The 16,627-nt window shown below is 61.1% G+C and carries 16 protein-coding genes and 1 tRNA gene; 5 read left to right on the forward strand and 12 right to left on the reverse strand.

The window, feature by feature from the left end:
• Positions 1 to 95: 95 nt before the first annotated feature.
• The 8 genes from J3P75_RS12355 to J3P75_RS12390 form a co-directional block, all read right to left on the reverse strand.
• Positions 96 to 1,775: an MFS transporter gene (locus J3P75_RS12355; RefSeq protein WP_434710777.1), complete on the reverse strand. Its 1,680-nt coding sequence runs from the start codon at positions 1,773 to 1,775 to the stop codon at positions 96 to 98.
• A gap of 189 nt (positions 1,776 to 1,964) precedes the next feature.
• The gene (phnE, locus tag J3P75_RS12360; protein ID WP_434710779.1) at positions 1,965 to 2,732 is read right to left on the reverse strand and encodes a phosphonate ABC transporter, permease protein PhnE; all 768 of its coding nucleotides are present in this window, start codon (positions 2,730 to 2,732) and stop codon (positions 1,965 to 1,967) included.
• Positions 2,729 to 3,553, reverse strand: coding sequence for a PhnE/PtxC family ABC transporter permease (locus tag J3P75_RS12365; protein ID WP_434710780.1), 825 nt, complete (start codon positions 3,551 to 3,553; stop codon positions 2,729 to 2,731). The genes phnE and J3P75_RS12365 overlap by 4 nt, the downstream gene beginning before the upstream one ends.
• Entirely contained in the window at positions 3,547 to 4,344 is a 798-nt protein-coding gene (locus J3P75_RS12370; protein WP_434710782.1) for a phosphonate ABC transporter ATP-binding protein, read from the reverse strand. Before J3P75_RS12370 ends, J3P75_RS12365 begins: the two co-directional genes overlap by 7 nt.
• Positions 4,341 to 5,204, reverse strand: a complete 864-nt coding sequence (locus tag J3P75_RS12375) for a putative selenate ABC transporter substrate-binding protein (protein ID WP_434710784.1) — start codon at positions 5,202 to 5,204, stop codon at positions 4,341 to 4,343. The genes J3P75_RS12370 and J3P75_RS12375 overlap by 4 nt, the downstream gene beginning before the upstream one ends.
• A gap of 365 nt (positions 5,205 to 5,569) precedes the next feature.
• Positions 5,570 to 6,160 carry an HD domain-containing protein gene (locus tag J3P75_RS12380; protein ID WP_434710786.1) on the reverse strand — a complete coding sequence of 197 codons (591 nt, stop codon included), beginning with the start codon at positions 6,158 to 6,160 and terminating at the stop codon, positions 5,570 to 5,572.
• 75 nt (positions 6,161 to 6,235) lie between these two features.
• The gene (locus J3P75_RS12385) at positions 6,236 to 6,793 is read right to left on the reverse strand and encodes a helix-turn-helix domain-containing protein (protein WP_434710788.1); all 558 of its coding nucleotides are present in this window, start codon (positions 6,791 to 6,793) and stop codon (positions 6,236 to 6,238) included.
• Positions 6,794 to 6,865: 72 nt separating this feature from the next.
• Positions 6,866 to 7,267, reverse strand: a complete 402-nt coding sequence (locus J3P75_RS12390) for a RidA family protein (RefSeq protein ID WP_434710790.1) — start codon at positions 7,265 to 7,267, stop codon at positions 6,866 to 6,868.
• Positions 7,268 to 7,382: 115 nt separating this feature from the next.
• Between J3P75_RS12390 and J3P75_RS12395 the strand changes: the two genes are divergently transcribed.
• The 4 genes from J3P75_RS12395 (at position 7,383) to J3P75_RS12410 (ending at position 10,984) form a co-directional block, all read left to right on the forward strand.
• On the forward strand, positions 7,383 to 8,288 hold the full coding sequence (locus J3P75_RS12395) for a LysR substrate-binding domain-containing protein (protein WP_434710792.1): 906 nt from the start codon (positions 7,383 to 7,385) through the stop codon (positions 8,286 to 8,288).
• A gap of 71 nt (positions 8,289 to 8,359) precedes the next feature.
• Positions 8,360 to 9,370 (forward strand): GlxA family transcriptional regulator, encoded by a 1,011-nt coding sequence (locus J3P75_RS12400; protein WP_434710793.1) that lies wholly within the window; start codon positions 8,360 to 8,362, stop codon positions 9,368 to 9,370.
• A gap of 832 nt (positions 9,371 to 10,202) precedes the next feature.
• Positions 10,203 to 10,577, forward strand: coding sequence for a DUF6124 family protein (locus J3P75_RS12405; protein WP_434710795.1), 375 nt, complete (start codon positions 10,203 to 10,205; stop codon positions 10,575 to 10,577).
• 50 nt (positions 10,578 to 10,627) lie between these two features.
• Positions 10,628 to 10,984: a DUF6124 family protein gene (locus tag J3P75_RS12410; protein WP_258449014.1), complete on the forward strand. Its 357-nt coding sequence runs from the start codon at positions 10,628 to 10,630 to the stop codon at positions 10,982 to 10,984.
• A 227-nt stretch (positions 10,985 to 11,211) separates the two neighbouring features.
• On the opposite strand, the gene J3P75_RS12415 is transcribed toward J3P75_RS12410, so the two are convergent.
• Complete coding sequence (locus tag J3P75_RS12415) at positions 11,212 to 12,240, reverse strand: alpha/beta fold hydrolase (RefSeq protein ID WP_434710797.1); 1,029 nt, start codon at positions 12,238 to 12,240, stop codon at positions 11,212 to 11,214.
• 318 nt (positions 12,241 to 12,558) lie between these two features.
• Here J3P75_RS12415 and J3P75_RS12420 point away from each other — a divergent pair.
• Positions 12,559 to 12,633, forward strand: a tRNA-Gln gene (locus J3P75_RS12420).
• A gap of 112 nt (positions 12,634 to 12,745) precedes the next feature.
• Here J3P75_RS12420 and J3P75_RS12425 read toward each other — a convergent pair.
• The 3 genes from J3P75_RS12425 to gstA all read right to left on the reverse strand — a co-directional run bounded on the left by J3P75_RS12425 (position 12,746) and on the right by gstA (position 16,575).
• Positions 12,746 to 14,734: a peptidase U32 family protein gene (locus J3P75_RS12425; protein ID WP_434597758.1), complete on the reverse strand. Its 1,989-nt coding sequence runs from the start codon at positions 14,732 to 14,734 to the stop codon at positions 12,746 to 12,748.
• Positions 14,735 to 15,496: 762 nt separating this feature from the next.
• Positions 15,497 to 15,877, reverse strand: coding sequence for a RidA family protein (locus J3P75_RS12430; protein ID WP_434710798.1), 381 nt, complete (start codon positions 15,875 to 15,877; stop codon positions 15,497 to 15,499).
• 86 nt (positions 15,878 to 15,963) lie between these two features.
• Positions 15,964 to 16,575 (reverse strand): glutathione transferase GstA, encoded by a 612-nt coding sequence (gene gstA, locus J3P75_RS12435; protein ID WP_434710799.1) that lies wholly within the window; start codon positions 16,573 to 16,575, stop codon positions 15,964 to 15,966.
• Between the last annotated feature and the right edge of the window lie 52 nt (positions 16,576 to 16,627).

Here is a 16,627-nt window from a genome sequence, read left to right on the forward strand (position 1 = left end):
CCATTGGAGGCATCACAAAGCGGCGGGTTCGATCTTTTTCAGCCGGTTGAGAGCGAATGGCACCCGCTCGTTGCAAGCGGGCGCCGTGACGCCGATCAGTCCTTGAGAATGTCGCGGTCCTTGGTTTCCGGCAGGAAGAACGTGCCGAGCACCGCTGTCATCACGGCAATGACGATCGGGTACCACAGGCCGTAATAGATATCCCCGGTGGCCGCGACCATGGCGAAGGCCACCGTCGGCAGGAAGCCGCCGAACCAGCCGTTGCCGATGTGGTAGGGCAGCGACATCGAGGTGTAGCGGATGCGCGTTGGAAACAGTTCGACCAGCCACGCCGCAATCGGCCCATAGACCATGGTCACGTAGATCACCAGGATGGTCAGCAACAGCAGCACCATCGGGTAGTTGATCTTCGCCGGATCGGCTTTTTCCGGGTAACCGGCTTCCTTCAGCGCGGCGGCGAGATTGGCGGTGAAGGCGTCGTTGCGCGCCTTGAACTCGGCGGCGGGCAGGGCGCTGCCTTCGAAGCTTTCGATGACCTTGTCGCCGATGCGCACTTGCGCCACGGTGCCCGGTTCGGCGTCGACGTTTTCATAAGGGATCGCGCGCTTCGCCAGCAGCGTCTTCGCCAGGTCGCAGGAACTGGTGAATCGGGCCTTGCCCACCGGGTCGAACTGGAACGAGCACTGGTCGGGATTGGCGATCACCTTGACCGGGTTTTTATCCTGCGCCACGAACACATCGGGATTGCCGTACTGGGTCAGCGCGTTAAAGATCGGGAAGTAAGTCAGCGCCGCCAGAATGCAACCGATCATGATGATCGGCTTGCGCCCGATGCGGTCGGAGAGGCTGCCGAAGATCACGAAAAACGGCGTGCCGATGATCAACGAACCGGCGATCAGCAGGTTGGCAGTCTGCGCATCGATTTTCAGTGTCTGCAACAGGAAGAACAATGCGTAGAACTGCCCGGTGTACCAGACCACCGCTTGCCCGGCCGTGCCGCCGAGCAGCGACATGATCACCACTTTGAGGTTGTCCCAGCGGGCGAAGGATTCGGTCAGCGGCGCTTTCGACGCCTTGCCTTCGGCCTTCATTTTCTGGAACACCGGCGACTCGCTCAGTTGCAGACGGATGTACACCGAGACGATCAGCAGCAGGATCGACAGCAGAAACGGAATCCGCCAGCCCCATGCTTCGAACGCTTCCGTGCCCAGCGCGGTGCGGCAGGCCAGAATCACCAGCAACGACAGAAACAGCCCGAGCGTGGCGGTGGTTTGAATCCACGAGGTGAAAAATCCGCGACGGTTGCGCGGCGCATGCTCGGCCACGTAAGTCGCAGCGCCGCCATATTCGCCGCCCAGCGCCAGACCCTGGAGCAAACGCAGGATGATCAGGATGATCGGTGCGGCGACGCCGATGGTCGCGTAACTGGGCAACAACCCGACAATGGCGGTGGACACGCCCATGATCACGATGGTGATCAGAAAAGTGTGTTTGCGCCCGATCATGTCGCCGAGCCGGCCGAACACGATCGCGCCGAACGGCCGCACCGCAAAGCCCGCCGCAAAGGCGAGCAGGGCAAAGATGAATGCAGTGGTTTCGTTGACGCCGGCAAAGAAGTGCTTGGCGATGATCGCCGCCAGTGAGCCGTAGAGGTAAAAGTCGTACCACTCGAAAACCGTGCCCAGGGACGAAGCGAAGATAACCTTGCGCTCTTCCTTGGTGATGCCGCCGCTGCGCGGTGGACTGCCGGTGGATGCTGTGTCGATTGAGGCCATGGGTGTTCTCCGTTGTGCTTATTGTTGTAGGCCGGAGTCCCCCGTTACTGCTTGTTCACTCTGGCCTTGTGGCAAAAATCGCCCTTGCTGTCGCGTGTCGCGTGCACAGTCTGACCGCCTCGCCGGGCGGCGAGGTTTCCTCAAGCATAATCAGCTTTTGCCAGATATCCACTGAGCTGCCTGTAAACGCTAGGCCTTGACCCAACGCTGGCGGCTCCAGGCACTCAGCCAGTCGACCAGAAACACCAGCACCAGCATCGCCAGAATCACCGTACTGGCCTGGGCTTCCTGAAACAGACTGAGGCTGACATAGAGCATCTGCCCCAGCCCGCCGGCGCCGACAAAGCCCAGCACGCTGGCCATGCGGATGTTGTTTTCCCAGCGATACAGCATGTACGCGAGCAGTTGCGGCGCAAGGTTCGGCAGGGTGCCGTAGCAGAACGCGAGCAGCGGATTGCCGCCCTGCAAACGGATCGCTTCGGCCGGCTGCGGCGGGGTGTTTTCCAGCGCTTCGGCGAACAGCCGACCCAGCACGCCGGTGGTGTGCAAGGCGAGGGCGAGGGTGCCGGCGTTGGGCCCGAGGCCGGCGGCCAACACCATCAGCGCCGCCCAGACCAGTTCCGGAATCGCCCGCAAACCATTGAGCAACAGGCGCGAAAGGCTTTGCAGCGGCCAGCCGAAACGCCCGGCGGCGGGCAGCGCCACGACGATGCCGAACACCGCGGCGAGCAACGTGCCGAGCGCCGACATGGCCAGGGTTTCCAGCGAACCGTGGAGAATCGCTTTGAGGTAGTCCGCGCTCAGGTCCGGGCTGAGAAAGCGCTGCACATAAGCGCCCATCTGCTTGAGACTGGCCGCGCTGCCCAGTTCGCCGAGGTTGAGCCCCAGATAGCTGAACGAAGCAACCACCGCGACGGCGATCGCCGCGATCAGCAGCAGGTTGATCAGGCGATTCATGCCAGCCTCCAGCGCAGCAAACGGCTGAACTGATCAGCCATCAGCACCAGCAGCAGAAACATCAGCAGCATGCTCGCCACTTCGCCACCGGCGAACATGCGGATCGACAAGTCGATCTGCTGACCCAAGCCTCCGGCGCCGACAAAGCCCATCACCACCGAAGCGCGGATCGCGCATTCCCAGCGATAAACGCTGTAAGACAGCAGCTCCGCCGCGACATTGGGCAGCGTGCCGTAGGCGAACGCCGCCAGTCGACCGCTGCCGGCCTGCATTAAAGCGTGGGCCGGGCGCTGGTCGGTGGACTCGAAAATCTCCGCGTAGACCTTGCCAAGCATGCCGCTGTACGTGATGGCAATCGCCAGCACGCCTGCCGCCGGGCCGAGGCCGACCGCACGCACGAACAGCAGCGCCCAGACGATCTCCGGCACGCTGCGCAGGAAAATCAGCAAGCCGCGCACCGGCCAGCGCAGCAGCCGTCCCCAGCGACTCGGGACGCCGCCCCGTGACGCCGCCGACAGTGACAACGCGCGGCTGGCGATCAGGCTGGCCGGCACCGCCAGCAGCAGCGCCAAGGCCATGCCGGCCGTGGCAATGGCCAGGGTTTGCAGAGTCGCGGTCAGCAGAATCTGTATGAACGCGGCGTCATGCGCCGGCGGCCAGAACTGCGCGACGAAGCGGCCCATCTCGTTCTGGCTGTCAGGCAGCAACACGCCCAGATTCAGTTCGCTCAAATGAATGCCCGGCCACAGCAGGGCAATCGCCAACAGCGTCAGAAGCAGTCTCGGCCAGGCGGCCGGGTCGCGTGAATCGGCCTTCAGCATCGCGGGATCTGCACAGTCAGCGGCGCCACCGCCGCAGTCGGCGACTGCAATTTTTCGTTGGCGTACAGCGCGTCGAGCATTTCGTGGCTGACGTCCGCCGAAGGGCTATCAAACAGAATCTGTCCGTCGCGCAGACCGATGATGCGTGGGAAGTGCGACAGCGCCAGGTCCACTGCATGCAGGCTCGCCACCAGGGTGACGTTATGCTCGCGGGCATGGCGCGACAGCACCGACAAGGTATGCCCGGCCATCACCGGGTCCATCGCCGACACGGGTTCGTCGGCCAGCAACACTTCTGGCGCCTGATACAGCACGCGGGCGATGCCGACGCGCTGCAACTGGCCGCCAGACAATTGCTGGCAATGTGCGAACAGCTTGTCGCCCAGATCCAGCCGGGCCAATGCCGCGCGCGCGCCGGCCACATCCAGCGGATGCAATAGATTCAACAGACTTTTGCCCAGACTCCATTGGCCGAGCTTGCCGGCCAATACGGCTGTGACCACACGCTGACGCGGCGGCAGCGGCGGCGCCTGATGCACCAGGCCGATCCGCGCACGCAGGCGTTGGCGCTGGCGGGCTGACAAGTGCCAGGCGCGTTCGCCGAGCACTTCGATGTCACCGCTGCTGGGCCGCAGTGCGGTGGCCAACAGGTTGAGCAGGCTCGATTTACCGGCGCCGGACGGACCGATGATCGCGACTTGCTCGCCCGCGGCAATCTGTAAATCGACAGAACGAAGGGCATCGACGCCATTGGCATGGCGCAGGCTGCCCTGGTTGAGGCGTAGAGTCATTTCAACAATTCGGCGGCGCGGGCGGCTTCCTCGATGCCCTTGTAATTCTCGGGTTTGGTGTCGATGAAGCGGCTGGCGGCCTGCAGATCGAGGATCTTCTTCTGCTCAGGCTTGGCAGGGTCGAGATCAAGGAAGGCTTGCTTGAGTTTCGCCGCGAGCGCCGGATCAAGGGTGCCGCGCACGGTCCAGTTGTAATCGAAGTAGGTCGGCGTGGTGGCAAAGACCTTGACCTTGTTGGTGTCGACCTTGCCGGCAGCCACCAGTTTCTGCCAGACGCTGGCGTTCAGCACACCGGCGTCGACCTTGCCGGCCTGCACCCAGGCGACGGTGGCGTCGTGGGCGCCGGAATAGGCGACACGGCTGAAAAACGCTTCCGGCTTGATGCCATCATTTTTCAGCATGAAGTAACGCGGCATCAGGCTGCCGGAGGTCGACGACACCGAACCAAAGGCGAAGGTCTTGCCCTTGAGATCAGCGAGACTTTTGACGTTCGGGTCGGCGGTGATGAATTTGCTGGTGAACTGTGCGTCCTGCTCACGCTGTACCAGCGGAATTACTGGCGTCGTCGACTCGGTCTTCAAACGTGCCTGAACAAAAGTGAAACCACCGAGCCAGGCCATGTCGAGGCGATCGGTAGCCAAGGCTTCGACCACGGCCGGATAGTCGGCCACCGGCACGAACTGCACCTTCATGCCCAGTTGCTGTTCCAGATACGCGCCCAGCGGTTCGAACTTGCGCAGCAGTTCGGTCGGCGCTTCATCGGGAATGGCGCTGACGCGCAACACATCAGCGGCCTGCGCCATCAGCGCAGACATAGACAGGGCCAGGCCGGCGGTCAGTGCCAGGGTTCGTTTGAGCATGAAATTCTCCGTTTCGTAAGCGTCCAAAAGACTGAAGTCGCGACGTGTGACGCACACTCAGGGTAGACGAGTCGGCGAGGTTATACGTATGTACACGCACAAAGGCCAGCGCCTTGGTCAGGCGCTCTGCCCAGGAGTGAAAGCTTCGGGGCCTTTTTGTTGAAGATAAAAAGATGCGATCGTTCCCATGCTCCGCGTGGGAATGCCTCAAGGGACGCTCTGCGTCCAGTGACGCGGAGCGTCACGGGCTGCATTCCCACGCAGAGCGTGGGAACGATCAGATGCCTCAGGTGAGCCCGTGATTGAGGATGGCTATGCAACCAGACACGGCTGGCCTTGGCAACCGGTCGGCTATGTCCGGGTATTTAGTCCTGGTCGTGGCGCGGCATGCGCTCGCTGATTCTGCCTTCGGTGTCGCGGTCGATAAGCGTGCGCAATGCAGCGAAAACCGGCGCGACGCTGGTGTGTTTCTGGCCGTAGGTGAGATTGAAGCGGTAGTCGAAATCTGCCGGATTGAACCCCTGAGTGTGTTGCAGCAGGGTTTCCAACTTATCCAGCGCCTTGACCGCTCTTGCCTCGGCGGACTCAGCGTTTTCGTAATCATCCCAGAGCGCCAGAATCTCGTTTCTCAGCGGTTCGTCGAGTGAGCGCATCAGCAAGAGCAAATCGGTTCGCTCCTGCGCGCCCTTGTCCGGGAACGCCGCTTGATCGACGGCCGGGATATCACCGTTAAGCGCTTCGCCCAAATCATGAATGACGCACATTTTCAGCATTTTCAGCAGATCAAGCCCGGGCAATTCGTCAGCGAACACCATTGCCATCAGGCACAGGCGCCAGCTGTGTTCGGCGGTGCTTTCGGGTCGGCCGCTGGAGGTGTGTGCGCTTCTGAGCACGTCCTTGAGTCTTTCAGCCTCGCGGAGAAATTCAAGACGCCCGCTGATTTTTTCAAGATCCATAAACCTGCCCTTGGGGTTGACCGAAAGGCAAGCCTAGGACCGGGAGGCTGCAGCGTCCACGCATAAAATATGCGTTCAGAGCGTCTCGACCAGCCGTGCCGCAGTGCCGTCGGACAAGGCGATGCGCGTCCAGCGACACAGGCTCTGGCGAATCGGCACGAGCTCGGAATCGTTGCTGCCGGTGGCGAACTCCAGCGCCGGCGGTGCCTGGACTTCCCGCCAGCCAAGGGCATCGAGTGCTCGTTCATGGCGGGCAATTTCAGGCGTGACAAAACGCCAGAGCGACTGACCGAGCAGTTCGCTTAGCGGACTGGCGAATTGCGCGGCACGGGCAGGGGAACAGGCGAGTAACCGGTGCGTAAGGTCGCAGACAAGATGCACTGGCCGCACGCTATCGCAAATAAGCCGGGCAAGGGCTTGATCGCCAGCCGTGTCGAGGCGCGCGGTCAGCAGTTGCTCCAACTGCAGGTGCGCCGACGGATCCATCAGCAAAGCGCCGCTTTCCCAACGCGAAATAGTCGACTGCGTGACGTTGAACAGTTGCGCAGCATGGTCCTGCTTGATCCGGTGCAACCGGCGCCAGCGTCGCAGGGCAGTGCCTGGCAGGGCGGGTTTGAGCAAGGCTTCAGGCATGTCGATGGTCAGAAAGCAGCAGGGGCCGACAGTCTGAAGAATCGCGGCCCCTGCTGCAAATCGACCTGACGATCAGCCAGCGTCCGGCAACCGGGCGATCACCTTGATCTCGAAATCGAACCCGTACAGCCAGGTCACGCCCACCGCCGTCACCGTCGGGTGCGGTGCATCGCCCCAGAATTCGCTCAGAACGACATTCCAGATCGTCTCGAATTTCGATTGTGGGTCGACGATGAATATCGTCACGTCGATCACATCCTCGAAGCTGGCGCCGGCCTCATCCAGTATCGCATTGAGGTTATGGAACGCCTGGCGTACCTGATCTTTCAGATCCGGTACTGGCGTGCCGTCTTCGGTGCTGCCAACTTGCCCGGACACAAACAGGAAACCGTTCGAGCGAATCGCCGGCGAATAGCGGTGGCGCTCGTAGAGCGTGCGGCGGGTGGGCGGGAAAACAACGTCGCGCTGAGTCATCAGGGTGTCTCCATCAGTGAGGTGATGGCGCCACTTTAGGTATTTGCAGCGGGCCGATAAACGCGCAAGCTTGGCGTTCACTGTTTGTAAATTCCAAACAATCGAGGCGCGCACCGTGGATCGTTTTGACGCAATGCAGGCCTTCGCCCGGGTGGTCGAGGCGGGGAGCTTCACCAAAGCGGCAGAAACCCTGCACATGAGCAAGACCACTGTGACCCAGCTGGTGCAACAGCTGGAGGCACGCTTGCGGGTCAAACTGCTCAACCGCACCACACGCAAGGTCAACGTCACCGCCGATGGCGCCGCTTATTACCTGCGAGTGGTCAAGCTGCTGGCCGAACTGGACGACGCGGAGACCAGCCTGCCGGGCGTTGCGGCGGTGCCGTCGGGGCGATTGCGTATCGATGTGCCGAGCCCCTTCGCGCGGCATATTCTGGTGCCCGCACTGCCGGAGTTCCATGCGCGGTATCCGGACATTCAGATCGACATGGGCGTCAGCGACCGCATCGTCGACATCATTGATGAGAACGTTGATTGCGTGGTGCGCGGGGGCGAATTGCTGGATCTGTCGTTGATGGCGCGTAAGTTGGCCGATTTACAGCTGGGGGTATTTGCTGCACCGGCCTATCTGGCCCGTGCAGGCACGCCAGTGCATCCTCGAGATCTGGAAGACTCGCACCACCGGGTGGTCGGGTTTCTCTGGGCGCGCACCGGTAAACCGGTGCCGTATGCCTTGCACAATGCTCAGGAACGGCTGCAAATCAGGGGACGCCACGTCCTGGCGGTCGACGATGGCAATGCCTATCTCGCCGCGGGCCTGGCCGGGATGGGCGTGTTGTGGTTGCCCAGATACATGTCCGCCGCCCACGAAGCGCGGGGCGAACTGGTGCCGCTGTTCGAAGACTGGCAGCTCGAATCGATGCCGCTGTACGTGGCGTATCCGCCCAACCGGCATGTCAGCCTGAAGTTGCGCGTGTTCATTGATTGGGTGGTCGAGGTTGTCGGCAATACGTCAACGTGAACAGCCCGATTGACTCTTTACCGCTTCCGACCAACTATCGGCGCACAACAACATGACCGATGGACTGAAACTTGACCGAACGACGCCAATTCAGCGGAGGCATGAAGGGCAAAAACCTCCGCTATCTGAATGAACATAGCGATAGCGTGCAGCTGACGCGCACCGGTTTTCTGCTGCTTGAACACTTTTCACTGCCGGCCTTCACACAGACACTGGACGCCGTGGTGACCACCAATCTGTTGCGCCCGGGGTTGTTCACCTCGCGCACCTTCGGGCTAGGCGAGGGCGAGGTCATCAGCGATCTGGGGCTGGTGATCCGTCCCGATGCACGCCTTGACGCCGCTGCGCTCGAAGAGCTGGATCTGCTGGTGGTGTGCGGCGGTTATCGCACCGAGCTGCGCGCGAGCGATGGGTTTGTGCATTTGCTCAGATTGGCAGCGGAGCGGGGCGTCAGTCTGGCCGGGTTGTGGAACGGTTCGTGGTTCCTCGGCCGCGCCGGGCTGCTTGACGGCTACCGCTGCGCGATTCACCCGGAGCATCGTCCGGCACTGACCGAAATCGCCAAGGCCACCCATGTCAGCAGCGAACCTTATGTAATCGATCGTGATCGCCTCACCGCGTCGAGCCCGTCGGGGGCTTTCCATATGGCGCTGGACTGGATCAAGAGCCTGCACGGCAAGGCGCTGGTCGAGGGTGTCGAGGACATTCTCGCGTTCGAGGAATCGCGCTACCGGCGGATCAAACCGGACGAAAACCTCTGCGTCAGCGCGCCGTTGCGTGAAGTGGTCAAACTGATGGACGCCAACCTGGAAGAACCGCTGGAGCTGGAGCAACTGGCGGTGTACGCCGGACGTTCTCGCCGGCAACTGGAGCGCCTGTTCAAGGAGCAACTGGGCACCACACCGCAGCGTTACTACCTGGAACTGCGCATCACCGAAGCACGCCGCCTGCTGCAACACACCGAACTGTCGCAAGTGGAAGTGCTGGTGGCCTGCGGGTTCGTCTCGCCGAGTCATTTCAGCAAGTGTTACAGCGCCTATTTCGGGTATCGGCCTTCCAAAGAGAAGCGCTTGGTCAAATAGCACCAACGCTTTTACTTTTCCCAGTTCACCTCGGTATCTCAAATCGGCGTACCTCGCCCAAACACCCCGTCCTCTCCCGGAGAGAGGGGACTGACCGTGGTGAATGCGCGAGCTGCGCCGACAAGAAATACCAGTCGAACACAAACTTCAAAGCCAATCCAAATCGGCTCCCTCTCCAGGGGGAGAGGGCTGGGGTGAGGGGCAAATCCACCACAAAACCAAGCCAAGCGCTGTGCTCACCACTTCTTACAATGAGCGCCAGCTCGAGTGCCCTTGATCTTGCCGTGCCGGCCTCATCGGCAGGAAGAAAAAAAGTGCAAGATCAAAAGCCCCTCACCCTAGCCCTCTCCCAAAGGGAGAGGGAACTGACCGTGGTGGATGCGCGAACTGGCCGACAAGAAATATCGAGTCGAACGCGAACTTCAAAGCCAATCCAAATCGGCTCCCTCTCCAAGGGGATGAGGGTGAGGGTGGCTCTTAAACGTCACCGCGCGCCAGCGTTTAAACCACACCAACTGTTACGCCATAGCGGCTACAACTCCTTGCGCCGTTGCCTACGCGTACGCCAGAATCCGCCGGCTTGTGCGCTTAAGCCCGGGACTCTATCGTTTACCTGCCACTGCCCATCAGTGGTCGGGTTTAGTAGCCCGTATGGTATTAGCGGCGCATAAGCCCATCAGTCAGGTACGTCTATTCCTGCACTTGATGGCGGTTGTGCGTAGGGCGCTCTCGGGCGCGCCGGTTTTGCTAATTCCACCGGTCTACTAACCTGCGCACAGCTGCCACCCTTCTTTTAGTAGAGATCGGTCGCAGCCCTAATTTGGAATTAGCCATGTTCAAAGTTACGCCCAACCCGCCAGACACCGATCCAATCCCCTACGACGCCGCGCTCGAACCCCAAAACATCAAAGACGCCGCCGATCGCGCCATCAACTTCTACCTCAGTCCCGGGGCGCACAAGATTTCGATACCCACGCGCAATACCGGCAAGATCTACCTCATCGACCCCACCGTGGATAACGAAACGCTGCTCGTCGAGGCGACGGAAACGCTGTCCTCGGCCAGTGACATGGCCCGTGAGCTTGCCGATTCGATTGACAGTTCCCAGCGCAAAAAAATGCTCATCCTGCGACAGGTGATCATGCTCAGCGAGCTGACGGTAAACCGCGTGCTGGACAATCAGCGCTTGCCCAACTCGTCGCAGTGACGATTATCTGTCAACGAGCCTCGAGGGGCTCCTGTCTGGAGTTGCAGCTGATGTCCAAGCCACCCGAAGCACCGCTCACTGACCCGGCCTCGCCGTACGCATCCCCCAACTCGCGAAAGCTTCACGAAGCGGCGGAGCGTGCGCTTGACCATTACCTGTTGCCCGCCGCGATCATGGCCACGCCCTATACGCCCAGCCCGCTGTTTATGGTCAACCCGCAATCGGACGCCGAGACGTTGCTGACCAATGCTAGCGGTTCCCTGGCATCCGCTACGGTCATGCTCGGCAATTTTGCGGGGGTATTGGAGGGCTCGCACCGCCAGACCTTGCTGGGCATTGCGCAGGTGGTCATGTTGGGTGAGTTGGCGGTGAACAAGGCGCTGGATCTGGTTGTGCCAACCGAGTGATCGCGAACGCTTGTCGGGCTTGAGGGTGTCTGAACGGGCGTCATCGCGAGCAGGCTCACTCCTACAGGGGAACGCATTTCAAACTGTAGGAGTGAGCCTGCTCGCGATAACGCCAGTTCAGGCAAAGAATCTGCAAGCTTTTACACTGCGCTTGACCATCCCTCGAACCTCGACCCCGCCACTAAACAATCAAGCAGTCAGCCGTTGCGGCTGACTGCTTTTTGTTTCTACAGATGATCGGCATCAATGACAGCCTGGGCAAACGCCTTCGGATCTTCCTGCGGCAAATTGTGCCCGATGCCGCCGCTGATCAAGCGGAACTGGTATTTACCGGTAAAGCGCCTGGCGTAATCCTCCGGTGCCGGGTGCGGTGCGCCGTTGGCGTCGCCTTCGAGGGTGATGGTCGGCACGCTGATCGACGGCGCGGTGGCGAGTTTCTGTTCCAGCGCCGCGTATTGCGCTTCACCCTGCACCAGGCCGAGGCGCCAGCGGTAATTGAACACGGTGATCTCGACGTGATCCGGGTTCTGCAAGGCCTTGGCGCTGCGATCGAAGGTCGCGTCGTCGAATTTCCACTGCGGCGAGGCGGTTTGCCAGATCAGTTTGGCGAAGTCATGGGTGTTCTTCGCATAACCGGCGCGACCGCGTTCGGTGGCGAAGTAGAACTGGTACCACCATTGCAATTCGGCTTTTGGCGGCAGCGGGTTTTGCCCGGCGGCCTGGTTGCCGATCAGGTAACCGCTGACCGCCACCAACGCCTTGACGCGTTCCGGCCACAGCGCCGCAACGATGTCCGCTGAACGCGCGCCCCAGTCGTAGCCGCCGAGCACGGCTTGCTTGATCTTCAGTGCGTCCATGAAGTCGATGACGTCACTGGCCAGCGCCGCCGGTTGGCCGTTGCGCAGAGTGTCTTTGGACAGGAATTGCGTATCACCGTAACCGCGCGCATAGGGCATCAGCACCCGATAGCCCTTGACGGCCAGCAGCGGCGCGACTTCGTCGTAGCTGTGAATGTCGTAGGGCCAGCCATGCAGCAGGATCACCACCGGGCCGTTTGCCGGGCCGGTTTCGGCATAAGCGACGTCGAGCACGCCGGCCTTCACATGTTTCAGCGGGCCGAAGGGCGAGGGCGCGGAATAGCTGATCGCAGCCGGTTCGGCGGTTTGCGCCTGAACGCTGGCGACAGTGCCGACCAGCGACAGCGCCAGTATCGACAAGCCGAGTGCGGTTTTACGGGTGTGCAGTGCCTTTTTCATGGGGACGTCTCCTGTGCATGCCTTGGTCAAGGGGCTGAATGAAACCTTGAAACCGTGAGTGCATTTGAGCGGATGGACGTATCCGGGCTGTGTCGAACAATAGCCGTGTTGCAAGGCGCCGTATCGTCGATGCGCGGGTACACACTGTGATACACGACGGGTGGAACGGGGCGGGCGCGGGCGGTTTTACGGGGGTAAAAATTAAGTCGCTGTTTTAAAACAAAAAATATTTCACGCCGGGCTTCCCAAAGCCAAACAATGTTGGTAAATTGCGCCCCGTTCTCACAGCGAACCCAACGGGCCGCTGGAAAGAGCAGTAGGGGCGTCGCCAAGCGGTAAGGCAGCAGGTTTTGATCCTGCCATGCGTTGGTTCGAATCCAGCCGCCCCTGCCATATTCGAAAAAACGCCAACTTCGCAAGAAGTTGGCGTTTTTTTATGCCTGCGATTTGGCAAGGCACAGCAAACCAGCCTGCGCGGCGGCGAAGCACCGCGCAGACCAGGCACTCAGTGCGGTGCGCGCGGGATGGTTTTCATCAGGTCTTCGGGGCTGATGTGGCCGACCACGCTGCCCGGTTGCGGCAGGTTGAGAATGTGTCCTTTCATCTTGCCGATGATGTGCATCTCGCACGGCTTGCAATCGAACTTCAGCGTCAGCACTTCATCGCCGTGGATCAATTGCATCGGCGCGACTTTGGTGCGCACGCCGGTCACGCCTTTGGCCTGTTTCGGGCACAGGTTGAAGGAGAAGCGCAGGCAGTGCTTGGTGATCATCACCGGTACTTCGCCCGGCTCTTCGTGGGCTTCGTACGCCGCGTCGATCAGCTTGACGCCGTGACGGTGGTAGAAGTCGCGCGCCTTCTGGTTGTAGACATTGGCGAGGAAGGTCAGGTGCGAATCCGGGTACACCGGCGGCGGGCTGGTTTCGGCCTTGCGGCTGCCCCGTGGATGCGCGGCAACGCGAGCAGCGGTCAGGGCTTCGATCACTTCACGGCGCAGGGCTTTGAGCTGCGAGTTGGGGATGAAGAATGCCTGCGGCGCATCGAGCTTGATGTCGGTGGCGTGGTACTGGGTGGTGCCGAGCTGGCCGAGCAGATCGCGCAACTGTTCCAGCGCTTGCTCAGGCTTGTTGGCCACGCCGAACGGCCCGTTGAGGGTGACGCTGGCGCTGATGCCTTCTTCGCTGGTGGCAGTGATTTCCAGCTGTTCCTCGCGCAGGCGCGCCAGCCAGCTCAGGGCCACGCGACGTTCCGACGAGGTCTTTTGCAGCGCCTGTTGCCAGTTGTGGTCGAGGTTGCGGTTCAGCGGATGATTCGGGCGCAGCTTGAACAGGCCTTCGGGCATTTCGTTCGGCTCGACGCGGTAGCGGTAGCGCTTCTCGCCATCTTCTTCGAACTCGCCCTTGGCTTCGGCGATGTTGGCGCGGAAACCGACCACTTCGCGTTTGACCAGCACGTTGAGGCCGTCACCGTTGGACAGCGGCTCATGAGTGACCACTTGCATGTCACGCTTGCCGACTTTCTCGACCGTACCGACTGGCAGGCCGGTGAAGGTCGGCGAGTCAAAGGCGCCGATGTCGATCTTGCGATCGGTGACGAAATAATCGGTGCTGCCACGGTGAAAGGTTTTTTCCGGATCGGGCAGGAAGAAATGCGCGGTGCGGCCGCTGGATGCGCGGGCCAGGTCCGGGCGATCTTCCAGCACGTCGTCGAGGCGCTGGCGGTAATAGGCAGTGATGTTTTTCACATAGCCCATGTCTTTGTAGCGGCCTTCGATCTTGAACGAGCGCACACCGGCTTCGACCAGTGCGCGGATGTTGGCGCTCTGGTTGTTGTCTTTCATCGACAGCAGGTGTTTTTCGTAAGCGATCACGCCACCCTTTTCATCTTTCAGGGTGTACGGCAGACGGCAGGCCTGCGAGCAGTCGCCACGGTTGGCGCTGCGCCCGGTCTGCGCGTGGGAAATGTTGCACTGGCCGGAGAAGGCCACGCACAACGCGCCGTGGATGAAGAACTCGACGGCAGCGTCGGTCTCGTCGGCGATGGCGCGGATTTCCTGCAGGTTCAGCTCGCGCGCCAGTACCAGCTGCGAGAAACCGGCCTGATCGAGGAACTTCGCCCGCTCCAGGGTGCGGATATCGGTCTGGGTCGAGGCGTGCAGTTCGATCGGCGGAATGTCCAGCTCCATCACGCCCAGGTCCTGAACGATCAGCGCGTCGACCCCGGCGTCGTACAACTGATGGATCAGCTTGCGCGCCGGCTCCAGTTCGTTGTCGTGCAGGATGGTGTTGATGGTGGTGAAAATGCGCGCATGGTAGCGCCGGGCGAATTCCACCAGCTCGGCGATTTCGCTGACTTCGTTGCAGGCGTTGTGGCGCGCGCCGAAGCTCGGGCCGCCGATGTACACGGCATCAGCGCCGTGCAGGATCGCCTCACGGGCGATGGCCACGTCGCGGGCAGGGCTGAGCAATTCCAGATGATGCTTGGGCAAGGACATAGTTTTTTTAGTCAGGCTGTCACGGTTAGGCGCGCATTCTACCCGCGAAACGCGCGGCCGGCACGCCCGCGCTGCCCGATGGCACAGAACTCAAGAATCACACAACCCCCTGTAGGAGTGAGCCTGCTCGCGATAGCGGTGGTTCATTCACCATCTATGTTGAATGCAAGGCCGCCATCGCCAGCAGGCTGGCTCCCACAAGGGCCTTGCGCTGCCACAAAATTCAAGCCCAACACAAAACCCCTGTAGGAGTGAGCCTGCTCGCGATAGCGGTGGTTCAGCCAATATAAATGTTGAAGGCATGGCCGCTATCGCCAGCAGGCTGGCTCCCACAAGGGCCTTGCGCTGCCACAAAATTCAAGCCCAGCACAAACCCCTGTAGGAGTGAGCCTGCTCGCGATAGCGGTGGTTCATCCACCATCTATGTTGAATGCAAGGCCGCCATCGCCAGCAGGCTGGCTCCCACAAGGGCCTTGCGCTGCCACAAAATTCAAGCCCAACACAAAACCCCTGTAGGAGTGAGCCTGCTCGCGATAGCGGTGGTTCAGCCAACATAAATGTTGAGCGCATGGCCGCTATCGCCAGCAGGCTGGCTCCCACAGTGGATTTGTGTATTGCCCCGGAGCTCGAATTCACCGCGAAACCTGTGGGAACGAGCCTGCTCGCGATAGCGGTGGTTCAGCCAACATCGATGTTGAATGTCAGACCGCTACCGCCAGCAGGCTGGCTCCCACAGGGTTGTAGGGTGTTGCAGAGGTCAGGTCAGCCCTTGGCCGCCATCGCGGTGACTTCCACGCGCATCCCCTCAACCGCCAGCGCCGCCACGCCCACTGCCGCGCGTACCGGCCATGGCTTGGCGAAGAAGCGCTGGTACACCTCGTTGAATGCCGCGCGATCGGCCATATCGGTGAGGTAAATGGTCAGGTGCATGACCCGGTCCATCGAACTGCCGGCACGTTCAAGCGCGACTTTCAGCGCTTGCAGGGTGCATTCGCTCTGGGTGGTGATATCGCCCAGCTCCAGGCTGCCGTCGGCGCGGGTCGGGATCTGGGTGGAAACCATGATTCCGCCGAAGGTCGCCACGTCGGAAGAAATCGAGTCGGCGTCCGGATCGGGGGTGAAGGTGATGTCTTGGTTGGCCATGGGAATCCCTTGTTTGAGCGAGTGAAGATCGCGGCAGTTTACAGACTCGACGTCGACAAGGCCCGTTCCGATCACCCAACGTTTGCTCAGACCGGCAGCGCCGCGGCCTCAGCCGCCAGCGCTGACTGCACGCTGGGCCGATCACCGATGCGCTGCATATAGACGGCCAACGCCGGCCAGTCCTCGATAGCGATATTGAACGTCGGCAACCACATCAGCACGGTACACAGGTAAGCGTCCGCCACGCCAAAACCGCCCATCAAATAATCCTGATCCGTCAGCTGGCGATTGAGAAAGTCGAGGCGCTTGGACAGCTTTTGCCGAAATATCGCTTTGACCGGCTCAGGAATATCCGCGTTGAACAGCGGCGCACTGCCGCCGTGAATCTCCGAACTGATGAAATTCAAGTGTTCCTGCAAGCGTGCGCGTTGCCAGGTGCCAGCCGCCGGTGCGAGCGAGTTGCCCGGCACTTGATCGACCAGAAACTGCAGGATCGCTGGCCCTTCGGTCAGCACTTCAGCGTTATCCAGCACCAGCGCGGCGACATAACCCTTCGGGTTGATCTCTCGAAAGTCGTGGCCGTCGGCGGTGCGCTTGCTCTGGTTATTCACGCGGACCAGTTCGAAAGGCAAACCCAACTCGCGCAGCACGATGTGTGGCGAGAGCGAGCAGGTCATCGGGGCGAAATACAGTTTCATGGCAACTCCTTGTTGAGCGGGGCCGCCAGAATCGGTTGCGGCAAGCGCTTTG

Origin of the sequence: Pseudomonas sp. R1-1 (genome assembly GCF_051132135.1) — a bacterium.
Classification (GTDB): domain Bacteria; phylum Pseudomonadota; class Gammaproteobacteria; order Pseudomonadales; family Pseudomonadaceae; genus Aquipseudomonas.

What these genes read in the sequence shown, in the direction of transcription:
- J3P75_RS12390 (WP_434710790.1), bottom strand. Translation starts at nt 7,267, where the DNA reads ATGACTCAGCGCGACGTTGTTTTCCCGCCCACCCGCCGCACGCTCTAC.
- J3P75_RS12430 (WP_434710798.1), bottom strand. Translation starts at nt 15,877, where the DNA reads ATGGCCAACCAAGACATCACCTTCACCCCCGATCCGGACGCCGACTCG.
- J3P75_RS12410 (WP_258449014.1), top strand. Translation starts at nt 10,628, where the DNA reads ATGTCCAAGCCACCCGAAGCACCGCTCACTGACCCGGCCTCGCCGTAC.
- J3P75_RS12370 (WP_434710782.1), bottom strand. Translation starts at nt 4,344, where the DNA reads ATGACTCTACGCCTCAACCAGGGCAGCCTGCGCCATGCCAATGGCGTC.
- J3P75_RS12355 (WP_434710777.1), bottom strand. Translation starts at nt 1,775, where the DNA reads ATGGCCTCAATCGACACAGCATCCACCGGCAGTCCACCGCGCAGCGGC.
- J3P75_RS12375 (WP_434710784.1), bottom strand. Translation starts at nt 5,204, where the DNA reads ATGCTCAAACGAACCCTGGCACTGACCGCCGGCCTGGCCCTGTCTATG.
- J3P75_RS12405 (WP_434710795.1), top strand. Translation starts at nt 10,203, where the DNA reads ATGTTCAAAGTTACGCCCAACCCGCCAGACACCGATCCAATCCCCTAC.
- phnE (WP_434710779.1), bottom strand. Translation starts at nt 2,732, where the DNA reads ATGAATCGCCTGATCAACCTGCTGCTGATCGCGGCGATCGCCGTCGCG.
- J3P75_RS12380 (WP_434710786.1), bottom strand. Translation starts at nt 6,160, where the DNA reads ATGGATCTTGAAAAAATCAGCGGGCGTCTTGAATTTCTCCGCGAGGCT.
- gstA (WP_434710799.1), bottom strand. Translation starts at nt 16,575, where the DNA reads ATGAAACTGTATTTCGCCCCGATGACCTGCTCGCTCTCGCCACACATC.
- J3P75_RS12365 (WP_434710780.1), bottom strand. Translation starts at nt 3,553, where the DNA reads ATGCTGAAGGCCGATTCACGCGACCCGGCCGCCTGGCCGAGACTGCTT.
- J3P75_RS12415 (WP_434710797.1), bottom strand. Translation starts at nt 12,240, where the DNA reads ATGAAAAAGGCACTGCACACCCGTAAAACCGCACTCGGCTTGTCGATA.
- J3P75_RS12385 (WP_434710788.1), bottom strand. Translation starts at nt 6,793, where the DNA reads ATGCCTGAAGCCTTGCTCAAACCCGCCCTGCCAGGCACTGCCCTGCGA.
- J3P75_RS12425 (WP_434597758.1), bottom strand. Translation starts at nt 14,734, where the DNA reads ATGTCCTTGCCCAAGCATCATCTGGAATTGCTCAGCCCTGCCCGCGAC.